Source organism: Chitinophaga niastensis, from assembly GCF_003014755.1.
GTDB classification, from domain to species: domain Bacteria; phylum Bacteroidota; class Bacteroidia; order Chitinophagales; family Chitinophagaceae; genus Chitinophaga; species Chitinophaga niastensis.
This window is the reverse complement of record NZ_PYAW01000002.1, coordinates 783,139-795,584: the sequence shown is the minus strand read 5'-3', so window position 1 is coordinate 795,584 and position 12,446 is coordinate 783,139. Positions and strand designations below refer to the sequence as shown.

Genomic DNA, 12,446 nt, shown 5'->3' with positions numbered 1-12,446 from the left:
GTTATACAATTGTGATGTGAAGAGAATTACCAGCGACAATGCGGGTAGCAGTATCCAGCTGAATAGTAACAAAACCATTTTCTTCTTTAAAAGAAGCCGGCATTTTTTTATGATCAATAATTACTGTCACCTGTTTTGCACCTGTCTTTTGAAAGCGCAATGTTTGTAAAGACAACGCGCCGTACTTCAGCTGCAACGTATGACTGCCACCCTGTTGCGTATAAGTGCCCCACCCTTCTGCAGTTACAAAAGGAGCTTTAAAATTTTCTTTATTCATAGCAGGAGCAAAACCAATGTAGCCTTTGGGTCCATGGTATTCAAAACCACATGCCGTTACAAATGTGCCGTAACTGGCCATAGCACGGGCATAGTGATCGCTGCACTCTATTTCATTAAAAGGATTGCGCTTAAATGCATGATAACGGTCATGTACTGCACGGGTGAGCGTGAGTGCTTCATCTGTCATGCCTTCTGCCATCATATGCGCGGCTACCTGGTGTTCAAAGCCGGTCATGCATTCATTGAAATAACCCAGCTGCCATGCATCTTTTACACCAAAAGGAAATTCTTCCTTACGCGGATTGGTATTCATGATCATCCCTGCTTCTCCGGGGAGTGCATACGGCCTTCCTCCGGGATGCGTTGCAACATAAGGGCCTACATCCTTCATGTAGTTATATTTCCATAAAGCACGCAGTGCGGATACTGTTTTTTCTTTGTCAATGATACGGTCCATACCCACCTGAAACGCCCAGCTCTGGCCATATACCTGGTCAATATGGCAAGTATTATAAGAGCCGATCACAGATCTTCCTTTCACTTTATCCGGTTGATGAATGAAGTATTCGCCGTTAAACAATTGTGATTCCATATTCTTCCGCCCCTTATCCACATATGTTTTGCAGACATTGGCAAAAGCAGTATCGTTTACTTCCATAGCCATCAGTGCGCCTGCCTGCACTGCTGCAATACACAATCCTACTATCCATGCTATTTCACCATCCCATACCGCATCCAATGTGTTTTCCATCGGTGTGTCTTCCATGCCGTCGCCGTTGCGATCCTGGTTAATAATGAACTGCGTAGCCTTTTTAATATTAGGCCAGTTCTGCTGCAGGAAAGCAGCATCCCGGCTCATCTGGTGCTCCCGGTAAATGCGCAGCACGGTGCCTGCTTGTCCGTCGATAGCGGGGCGTTTTTCTGCTTCTCCCCTGAATAAAATACCACCATCCGGCAGGAGTGCAATACCCAGGTCTACCCGTTGCCGGGTATCTCTTTCCAATGCAGGAAAGATGCGGCCTACCGCCTGTGCATATTGCCATACGTGTGTGCAGGTACCTTCGCAGGCGCCTACACCTTCCCAGGCATAAAAACGGCCGGAGCGGAAACGATGCGTAGTGGTGGTAGCCAGCGTGGAGATATTAAGAAAAGTACGCTCCATGAACCACCATGGCAGCGAGGCATCATACCAGGTATCTTTCCACAAACGGCTCTCATGGCTTAACCGGACATAATTTTGTTGTACATAGCTGATCACGGCAGCAGCATCTGCAAATTTATTGGCATAGTAGCGCCCTTCACCCTGTATATCTTTAAAATGCAGGTTAGGAAAGTACCAGCTGATGGCAAAGTCTGTTCGTATAGTCTTTCCCGGTAGTATGTTATTGCGCGTGGTAACGGTAGCCGTTAATTTTTCTTTTATACCCCTTACGGTTTGTTTTGACACCGGCAATTTAAAATGAGCTGCGGTGAGCTCACCTTCAGCCATTATGGTACCAACGGTAGCTTTATTGCTGAAGGCAGCGAGACAAAGATTACCATAATCTGCTTTCTTTTCAAAGTCGCTGCTATCGCCGGTTTTAACACGTACCGTGGCACTTACGCCTTGCCAGCCTTTTTCATTTACCGCCGTATTCACCCGCTCATGCAATGCATCGGTAGCACTTTCGATAGCGACCTTATTTTCCAGCCAGCCCATAATGGCAGCGGTAACCGGTACAGTGCCCGTATTTTTTATTTTGTAAGACAGGATGGTTACAGGCAAACCAGAGTCATCTTCATTCAGTGGAATAAAAGGAGAAAACGCTTCCATCGTTATTTCTACCGGAAGCGCAGGATCTATGTAATGAACGGTGGCCATCGGATACGTAGCTTCAAAGCTGATTTCCGGCCAACTGGCTTCATCAAATTTGCGGATGATGGTTTTATCGCCGTAGGTCAACTGTAACGCAAATCCCTGATCTAACGGGCGTATATTTTTAGATGGTGCAATGTAACAGGCACCATCGCGGGAACGTACTTTTTTTCCGCCACCCAACACATCTGCATTCCAGGTTACCTCTTTGGGCTCAATGCCTTCCTGGTTTTTATTGAAGATATCCCATAACCACAAGCGGCCGTCGCCCCCCAGGTACACGGTACCGCACTGAATGCCACCAACAGGCATGCCGATGTATTGTAACTCGTTTTTGCTTTTAAGGTACGTAGTTACTTTACCGCGTTCATACAAAGACGCCATCCAGGCAGCATCCGGTTGTTTTGTGGTCATCAGCCAGCTGTTGTTATCAGCTATTGCGCGCCCTACCACGGGCAGGCGCACAGAAAATGCACCTGCCATGGTTAAGCCTACATTCCTTAAAAACTTCCTCCGTTCAATTGCCATAACGTTCTATTTTTATTTCCACGAACTGGTTTGTGTTAGATTTTTATTTTTATCAAGGGCCTCCTGTGGAATAGGCCAGGTATAATGTTTCAGCGGATTAAACGTTCTGTCCTGTGCTTTAAAAGCCGGTTGTGTCCAGTCTCCTATCGCTGCTTTTTCATTCTGATTAATACCGTATGCCGGTTTATTCAGCACTATTTCGGCAGTCTTCCAACGTAAAATATCAAAATATCTTTTATGCTCTGCTACAAATTCGTGGCGGCGCTCTTCCCGGATCTTATCCTGCATGGCTGCCTGGTTACCCAGCAATGCATCTACACCCGGTAAGCCCGCACGGGCCCTTACCAGGTTCATAGCCGTTACAATCTGTGCATTACCCGGATCATATTCATTCAGCGCTTCTGCTAATATAAGCAGTGTTTCTGCATACCGGTATAACGGAAAATTCATATAAGCATTCTCCGGATTAGGATTATCAGGCTCTGCAAATTTGAGATACATGAAACCGGTTAAGCCACCACCTTCGTTATTCATTTTTTCGGGCATATTGTAGGCAGGATGCGGCTCGTAAGGCTTGTAGGAGCCATCAGGACGCAGACAAGGTACGCCCGGCAGCAGGAACGTTTTCTTTAAACGACCGTCGCGGTTATCCCAGGGATTGGCTTTGCTATATAACGGTGACGACTGTATGTTTTTTCCATCTGTGCACTCATAGGAGTCTACCAGATCGCGGGTAGGGCAAAAACTAGCCCAACCTTCTCCTGTAATAGAACAACCCGTTGGTAATGCCAGCACTGGTAACATATTCGTTGTTTCATTCTGAATATACTGAAAGGCCAGTATTACTTCTTTATTATTGTTGTTGGATTCATGTTTAAAGAGATAAGCATAATCACTTTCCAAACTATACGACCCGGTAGATACTACTTCCTGCGCTGATTTCGCCGCTTCTTTCCAGAGGTTGGCATCATCTTTACCTTCATGGAATTTTTTATAGCTGGCCATGTACAGGTATACATCTGCCCGTAACATCATAGCTGCGGCCTTGTTGATACGACCGGTATTAGCGCCGGAATAAGCATCCGGTAACAACGTAATAGCGGTATCTACATTCTTTATCACATAATCCAGCACATCCTGTTTAGGGCTTTTAGCTACTGCCGATGCTTCAATGCTGACAGGCTTCTCTTTGATCAGCGGAATATCTCCGTAGATCTTCACCATACGGAAATAGCGCATGGCCAGTATAAAGCGGGCTTCTCCCATGTATTGTTTTTTCTTCACGGCATCAATGTTCATACCATTTAGCTTATCAATACAATTCAGAGAGCGGTTGATGAAGTCGTAACGCCATTCTTCCTTAATATATCCGTCAGCGGCAGACTGGCTACCCTGGCAGATATAGCCCATACCGCCTTCGCCCCAGGCGTTGGTCATCACGGAATTATCACTGCTGCAATCGCGCCAGAAATCACGGCTATCGGGCAATGTAGGATACAATGCATTTACTCCCTTCTCCGCATCTGCAGCTGTTTTCCAGAAATTATCTGAAGTAGCCTGTGCTAACGGGGTTCTGTCTAAGTATTTGGAACAGCCTTGCAGGAGTACTGCCGCTGTAAAAATTATATATATGCAGATCTTTTTCATAATTATCAGAATTTTAAGTTCACACCAAAAGCCCATGTTTTTGACAGCGGATAATACCCGCCTTCCGGATCAAAGCCGGCATAACCGCTGAAGGTGGCTAAGTTCTGTCCGGATACATACACCCGCAGGTAATTGATCTTTAAACGATCCAATGCTCGCTTCGGCAAAGTGTAGCCCAGCTGCATATTCTGCAGTTTCAGATAATCTGCTTTACGCAACCAGTAGCTGGAATATTTTGTGTCGTTGGAGGTATATTGTATAGACAGGCGCGGGTAGCTGGCATGAGGGTTTTCCGGCGTCCATGCATCCAGGTGCATAGGTCTGGCGTTTTGTGAAAGATAAAATGCCCAGCCTTCGTAACCGCTGATATAACGATATGTATTTACCGTACCATATATGTTGGCGGAGAAATCAAAATTTTTCCAACCTGCATTCAGGTTCAAAGCAAAGCGTATAGGCACTTTGGTGTTCAATACCACGCGATCGTTACCATCTATCTTTCCATCATTATTCTGATCTTTATATTTGATATTTCCGGGGAAAATATTTGGTCCCTGATTTGGGCTTTTTGCTATTTCATCTGCACTCTGAAAAAGACCGATGGCTTGCAAGCCGTATGGCACCTGGTATTGCGCGCCCTCTGCGGTATAATTATTTGATCCGATCCACGGGCCGGTACCTGCCAGGTTTGTTATTTTATTTTTCGAATAGCTCGCATTAGCATTTACACCCCAGTTAAAATCTCCCTGTTTATCTTTATAATACAACAATACTTCCAGTCCTTTATTCTGCATACTCAGCAAATTGCTGTAAGGAGCATTCAGGCCAAATTCCAACGACACCGGTGCCTGGTATAATATTTTAGTTCTGTTGTTAATAAAATAATCAATAGTGAAACCCACTTTATTATCCAGGAAACCTGCATCCAGTCCGATGTTGCCAAGTTTAGCTTCTTCCCAGGAAAGATTTGGATTCACAGCCGTTTCGCTGTAAGCACCTGGTGCAATCGCGCTATTGAAACCATAAATATTAGGTACAAAAGTAAGTACCTGCGCAGTGGGATAATACCCCACTTTTTCCGCATCACCCAATATCCCCCAGGATGCTCTTAATTTTAATGCTGATATCCAATTAAAATGATCCTTTATAAAATTTTCGCGATGAATATTCCATCCCGCTGAAAAGGAAGGAAATATGCCCCAACGGTGACCAGGTGCAAAACGGGATGAGCCGTCTCCCCGCACATTTGCTTCCAGCAGATATTTGCCGTCGTAGTCATAATTTAATCTGCCAAAAACGGATTGAATAGCCACTTCGCTGGCACTGCCTCCATTTTGTTTATTGAGGGTGCCTATATCCAATACATTCACGTTATCAAATGGCATTCCATCCCTGGAAGCAAAAAAGTTATTATTATTATACAATTCCTGTGAGAAACCTGCTAACCCTTTAAAATGATGCAACCCCATACTCAGGGAATAATCAGTGATCAACTGCAATGTATTGCGGTAACTGGAGCTGGCGCTATTCGTCAGGTTATTAACCTGATTTTTTACAGCAGCAATATTTCCCTGATCATCGTAGAGGTTGTAAGTATTAAGGCGGCTGCTACTCCAGCTATCATAACTATACCTGGCGTAGCTGCCTTTGATATTCCAGTTTTTAGCGGGTGTATAGGTGATGTCAAAAATACCCATCAATTCCTTCACTTTATTTTTATTGGCACCACCCTCGTTCACACCTGCAATAGGATTACCTGCCATAGAAGAACCCAGGCCATACTGACCGGTGGCAGATGTAATGGGAGAGATGGGAGAGATGCGCGCAGCCTGGCTTTGCCAACCTGTAGTACCGCCCTGCGGCTCTGTAATCTGCGTTTCTGTGTACTGAATATTGGCAGATACAGATACGTTACGGGTAACTTTAATAGTCATATCCGGCCTTACGGTATAACGGCGATAGTCGTTGTTAGGCAAGGTACCATCCTGGTAATCGTAGGAACCGGAGAGGCGATAGGTAATATCATCTTTTTGTCCTGCTACAGATACGTAGTTGTTATTGATGACGGTATTTTTTTTGTAGATGTCTTTATACCATCTGTTATCAGGGATCTTACCTGCTTTGAGGTCGTCCTGTCCCTGCTGACCATACACCGGTGCTTTGCCATCATTTACCAATGCTGCATCCCATAATTTCATATAGTCTGCGGCGCCTACAAAGTCGAGCCGGAATTGCGGCTGCTGTACGCCTACGCTGGAAGATACATCCACAGCCGGTTTGCTGCCTGCCTGTCCTTTTTTAGTAGTGATCAGTATAACGCCATTGGCTGCACGCGATCCGTATATAGCTGCGCTGGCAGCATCTTTTAATACAGATACGCTGGCAATATCGTTGGGGTTGAGGGTATTGATATTGCCGGGAATGCCGTCTATCAGTGTGAGTACGCCGGAGCTGCCACCAATGGTAGCAGTACCGCGGATGTTGATACTCGCACCGGAACCTACTGCACCAGAGCCTTTGCTCACATTTAATCCGGGCACGGTACCAGCCAGTAGTTCCTGTGCATTGGTAACGGGCCTGGACTTAAACGCCTGTGCCACATTCACGGTACCTACTGCACCGGTGAGGTTGGCTTTCTTCTGTGTACCGTAACCAACTACTACTACCTGGTCAAGGTTGCTGGTAGCTGTACGCAGTGTTACATCCAGCGTAGTGCGGTTGTTAACCGGAATATCCTGTGGCGTAAAACCAATCAGGGAGAAGGTGAGTATCGCATCTCCATCTACCGTTAACGTATATACGCCTTTATCGTTGGTTAATGCGCCTTTGTTAGTATTTTTCTGCAGCACCGTTACGCCGGGCAAAGGCAGGCCGGAAGCGTCTGCCACTACACCTGTGACGGTAATCATGTTTTGTGCCTGCACACCTGGTTCTATGAGTACCAGTCCGGACGGACGTATCTCATACCTGAACCCGGTGCCTGTGAGCGCGGTTTTCAGCACCTCTTCCAGGGATGCATTTTTTGCATGGAGGCTCACCATTTTGTTATCAGGCAGCGTGTTATCATTATAAAACAAACGATACTCCGTTTGCTCCATGATCAACCGCAGCACCTCTTTGAGATGAACGTTCTTCACATCCATATTCAGTTTTTTTTGCGAGAACACGGTAGACGCCTGCACCTGCAGCACGGCCACCATGATTAATACAGCCATTACTTTCATAATTCGCAAGCACTTGTGGAAAAAAGGCCGGTATAATGACCTTTGTTTCCTGTAGTCATTTTTCATAAGTTTGTATTGGATTGTTGAAGGCAATAGACACCCCTTTCCTTACCAAGCAAGGATGTCTGTTTCTGATAACTAATTCTGGGGGGAATGCTGGAACCATTCTCCCCTTTTTAATGGAATTACGCTCGTGACTTGTTCATAACGGACTTCATTTTGGTTGTGAAATTATTTACTACTGATTGTCAAGGTTCTGTTGGCCTGATCGTAATGGTAGGCAAACCGTCCGGACGAACGGCTTAATACAGTCATTACCTCCTTTATCTGTTCTCCTTTTATACTACCGGAAAATTCCAGTTTTTTTAATTGTTCATTCTTAAAAATCACTTTTATATTATACCATCTTTCCAGCCGGGTAGCCAGGCTGGAAAAGGATTCTGCGTCAAAAGAAAGGGTATTGTCTTTCCATGCAATCTCTTTTACGGTTGTCTTTTTACCGTTTTCCAGTTGCACCCATAGCGGCGTAAAACTGGTTGGCATCTCTTTATTGCGCGTGAGAATAATTTTCTGCATAGGCTTCAGCAATGCCTGGTGTGGGGCATTTGCCTGCTGGTATTGCAGTTGCACACTGCCGCTGATCAATGCCGTTTCCACAACAGACTCCTCCGGATATGCCCGCAGGTTGAAAGATGTGCCTAACACTCTTACCGTAGCATCTTTCACGCGTACTTCAAAAGGTATTCCCGCCTGTGCTGTTACCTCAAAAAAAGCCTCGCCTTCCAGCTGTAGTATACGTTTGCGGTGACCGTAGTCGTCATCGTAAACCAGCTTACTGCCGGCATTCAACCATACCAGTGTACCATCCGGCAAGGTTACCTGGGTACGTGTACCACGATTGGCCAGTACTTCATGTACGGCCGTTGTCTTATGTTTTTTTGTAAACAGGAAAAAGCCGCCGGCCACCAGCAATATGATCATACTGCCTGCCAATACCAGCTGCCAGCGCCACTTTTGAGATGGAGCTGCTATTTCTTCATGTGGGGGGGCCGCTGATGCCGGTAATCTTTTTTGTAACAAAGCCAGTAAACGCTGTTGTTCTTCTCCTGTTGCCGGGCACTCTTCCTCTTGCCAGGCATGCTCCAATATATCCCCCAGGCGGGCCTTATCTTCATGAATAGCAGACAACGCAGCCAACTCCGACAGTTCATCGGGGGTAGCCTCACCATTGAGTTTACGTGCAGTTAATATCCAGTATCGTTGAATTGACATTAAAATTTTGTTCGTCCTGTAGATAAGACAAAACAACTCATGAAATCACCTAAAGGGAATGAAAATTATTTTACAAGATGCATAACAACTGCCTCGTGAATGCGCTGTAACGCAATGGCTACCTGGCTATCAATGGTGCGGACGGAGATATTGAGAATGACAGCAATTTCTTTATACTTCAGCTTTTCTTCTTTCGCCAGCTTGAAGATGAGCTTACATTTAGCCGGTAATTTTTCAATGGCAAGCTGCATGGCCCTGCCCATCTCACCGGCAATTAACTGCTGCTCCGGGTTGGCCTGCGTAACCAGGGGTTCCAGTACTACTTCCATGTCTTCAAAGGCATAGAAAGTTATTCTGTCGCGTTTCTGCAGGTAGTTCATACAGGCATTACGCACGCTGGTAAAGAGGTATACTTTAAGATTTACTATTTTCAGGAGCTCATTCCTGTTTCCCCATAAAGCGGCAAAAATATCTGCTACTATATCTTCAGCCGCAGCTGCATCTTTTACAAAAGAGATCGCAAAACGGGAAAGGCCGGGCATCAGGTGCAGGTATAATGCCTCAAAGGCATTACTGTCATTGTTCAGTGCTATATGTTGCTGCCACGTGCCGATCATAACGAGAGAACGGGCAATATATATAAATTAGTGAAGGTTGAACCGGGATGTTAATGCAGGATTATAAAATGTGAAGAAATTACCACCTCCGGTCCATATTTATAAAGAGATAACGGAGGTAGTAATTAATTTAAAAGATAATGCTACTGCACAATCAGCGTACTGATAGAATGCGGTAAACTCTTTGTTGCAACGGCTTGCCCGTCCATCCACAAATGAAAAGGAATTTCTTTATCTGTTGTATTCATCACTATTACAGCGAGCTTTCCATCTGTATTAACAAATGCCGTCGTCTGCAACATGGAACGGCTGGAAGAACTGACTACACGCTTAGCACCCGGACGGATATATTTGGAAAAATGACCGAGATAATAGTAGGCGTTGGTATAGATCAGTGTTCCGTTCTTTGTATCAGCATGTACCGGCGCAAAGCAGAAATTGCCTACATGGTTAGGGCCCCCCTGTTCATCCAGCAGGATGTTCCAGTCTGTCCAGGCAACAGTGCCGGCGTTAAAATCGCCGATTAAAGAAGCGCCATATTTTTCTCCAATAAACCAGTCATGTACTTTACTCAGATCAAATTTTTCAATACAACCTTCTGTAAATACCAGGTGCTTATCAGGAAAAGCTTCGTGTACTAACCGTTCATTCTGAAACTGCATCTCGCTGCCCGTCCAGGTTTCATACCAATGATAACCAATACCCCAGATATACTTTGCGGCTTCTTTATCATGCAATAAAGTACTGGCGCGCTGATACATTAAATCGCGGTTATGATCCCAGGCTATGAGTTTTTTATTGCTCATACCGGCTTTCGTTAAAGTTGGTCCCAGGTAGCCTTTGATGAAATCTCTTTCTTCTTCAGCAGTAAAAATACAGGACTCCCATTTCTGAGTGGCCATAGGCTCATTCTGCACACTGAGCCCCCATACCGGGATACCAAGTGCTTCATAAGTGTTGATAAATTTCACATAGTGATTAGCCCATGCCTGGTAATATCTCTTTAACAAATGACCACCCTGCAGCACGTTATTATTATCTTTCATCCAGGCCGGCGGGCTCCACGGACTTACAAACAGTGGCAATTTCCCACCGGCAGCAGCAATAGCTGCTTTGATAAAAGGAATACGAAATTGTTTGTCGTGATCCACATTAAAAGTTTTCAGCGTTGAATCTCCCTCCGCTACATAACTATACGTATCACTGGAGAAATCACAACTTTGTATATTTGTTCTTGAAAACGTATAGCCGATACCGTTATTAACATTGTAATACGCCTTCAGTAATTCCTGTTGCTTGTCTTCAGGCAATTTGGCGAAAGTTTCTGCAGCGGCATCTGTCAGTGCGCCACCTATCCCTAAAAATGTCTGAAAGCTTTTTTTCGTATCTACAAACACGCAGGGCATTGTTTCCAACGGTTGCGGCATGGGGGCAAATTCCAGTGTAGCCGTTTGCGTGAGTCGCAGCTCCGTATTTTGTGCCGTGGTGATAACAGTCACTTTTTTATGCTGACTATATCCGGATACTAACAATGCAATCAGACATGCACCTGTTAAAATTAATTGCTTCATAACTATCATTCATTAACGTGTTACCAAATATAGGTACCTACCGCACCACTATTCAGCGAAGTAGCTACCAGCTGATCTTTTACTTTGATCTGAAATGATTGCGGACCAGCATTATTATTCACCACTATCAATACCTTTTTACCTGCGGGCGTTTGAAACGCCACATTATCCAGGTGCGCAGGCATATCGGAGGCAATCCTTACTGAACCTGCCGGCACAAATTTAGCGGCATGACCTATTACATAATAAGAGGAATTGCGGGAAACAGCAGCACCATCAATGGTAATACCTCCCAGGCATTGTGAACAACCACCCTGATCTGTATGCGGATTCCATTGTGCATCGGCAGCAAGATTCCACTGCAGCACATTACGGCTCCAGTTACGGGTAGCACCTATAATAAGCCTGGTGGTATTACTTTTCAGCTCATTGGCAAAACTACCTTTACCATCTGACCATTGTTCAGTGAAGTAAACATTTTTGTCAGGAAATTGATTATGCACAGTGGTCAACGCATCTATAGTGCCGCCATACAAATGAAAGGCAGATCCATCTACAAAACGATAAGCAGCAGGATCTTTTAAGATAGTCAGCGGATACTCCGGCTTATCACAGTTATGATCATACAAAATGATTTTTGTAGCAATACCGGCTGCCTTGAAAGCCGGACCCAGGTTAGTTTTCACAAACTCCGCCTGATCAGGTGCCAGCATGAGCATACTTGGATTATTACGCGGATGCAATGGCTCATTTTGTATGGTAATAGCATCTATCGTAATACCGGCTGCTTTCATAGCCTGTATATATTTCACAAAATAATTGGCATAAGCAGCATAATATTCCGGCTTCAAACTACCGCCAATAAAGGAGTTGTTCGTCTTCATCCATGCAGGAGGCGTCCAGGGAGATCCCAATATTTTTATACGTGGCTGTAGTGCTACAATTTTTTTCAGCACCGGAATCAGGTCTTCTTTTTCTTTATCGATGTTAAAATGTTTCAGCTGCGGATCTGTTTGTCCGGCTGGCATATCATCATAAGTAAACACAGCTGCACTCAGATCGGACGCGCCAATACTCAAACGAAGATAGCTGATACCAATACCGTTGCCGGCTGTTAAAAACAGTTCCTTTAACAAAGCGTTTTGTGCCGCAGCAGGTAATTTGTTGATCAGTGTTGCGCTGCCGCCAGTGAGCGTAAAGCCAAATCCGTCGATGCTTTGAAATGTTTTGGAAGGATCTACATTAATGGTAGGGAATCCATTATCCTTACTGGTAAAGGGCAAACCAGGTGTTTGTTTTTGCAGCGCAATTGTTTTATCGGGAGAAGTTAACCAACAACTCACAACAGCTGTTTTTTTATGTTGACTGCTTACCCGTTGTGTACTTCCTGCCAATAATGCAAGGCAGCAAAAAAAATGGCTTGTTTTCATCATAACAAAGTAAAAAATATAAT

Annotated in this window: 7 protein-coding genes; all 7 read right to left on the bottom strand. The window is 44.8% G+C overall.

The window, feature by feature from the left end; all coding sequences use genetic code 11:
- Position 1: 1 nt before the first annotated feature.
- The 7 genes from CLV51_RS11900 to CLV51_RS11870 all read right to left on the bottom strand — a co-directional run bounded on the left by CLV51_RS11900 (position 2) and on the right by CLV51_RS11870 (position 12,336).
- Positions 2-2,662, bottom strand: a complete 2,661-nt coding sequence (locus CLV51_RS11900; protein ID WP_106528249.1) for a GH116 family glycosyl-hydrolase — start codon at positions 2,660-2,662, stop codon at positions 2-4.
- A 12-nt stretch (positions 2,663-2,674) separates the two neighbouring features.
- Entirely contained in the window at positions 2,675-4,309 is a 1,635-nt protein-coding gene (locus tag CLV51_RS11895; protein WP_106528248.1) for a RagB/SusD family nutrient uptake outer membrane protein, read from the bottom strand.
- A 5-nt stretch (positions 4,310-4,314) separates the two neighbouring features.
- Positions 4,315-7,524 carry a TonB-dependent receptor gene (locus CLV51_RS11890; protein WP_158266980.1) on the bottom strand — a complete coding sequence of 1,070 codons (3,210 nt, stop codon included), beginning with the start codon at positions 7,522-7,524 and terminating at the stop codon, positions 4,315-4,317.
- Between the two features lie 240 nt (positions 7,525-7,764).
- Complete coding sequence (locus CLV51_RS11885) at positions 7,765-8,805, bottom strand: FecR family protein (RefSeq protein WP_106528246.1); 1,041 nt, start codon at positions 8,803-8,805, stop codon at positions 7,765-7,767.
- Positions 8,806-8,870: 65 nt separating this feature from the next.
- Positions 8,871-9,422: an RNA polymerase sigma-70 factor gene (locus CLV51_RS11880; RefSeq protein WP_106528245.1), complete on the bottom strand. Its 552-nt coding sequence runs from the start codon at positions 9,420-9,422 to the stop codon at positions 8,871-8,873.
- A gap of 143 nt (positions 9,423-9,565) precedes the next feature.
- Positions 9,566-10,993, bottom strand: coding sequence for a glycoside hydrolase family 30 protein (locus CLV51_RS11875; RefSeq protein WP_106528809.1), 1,428 nt, complete (start codon positions 10,991-10,993; stop codon positions 9,566-9,568).
- Between the two features lie 20 nt (positions 10,994-11,013).
- Positions 11,014-12,336, bottom strand: coding sequence for a glycoside hydrolase family 30 protein (locus tag CLV51_RS11870; protein WP_245898686.1), 1,323 nt, complete (start codon positions 12,334-12,336; stop codon positions 11,014-11,016).
- Positions 12,337-12,446 lie beyond the last annotated feature (110 nt).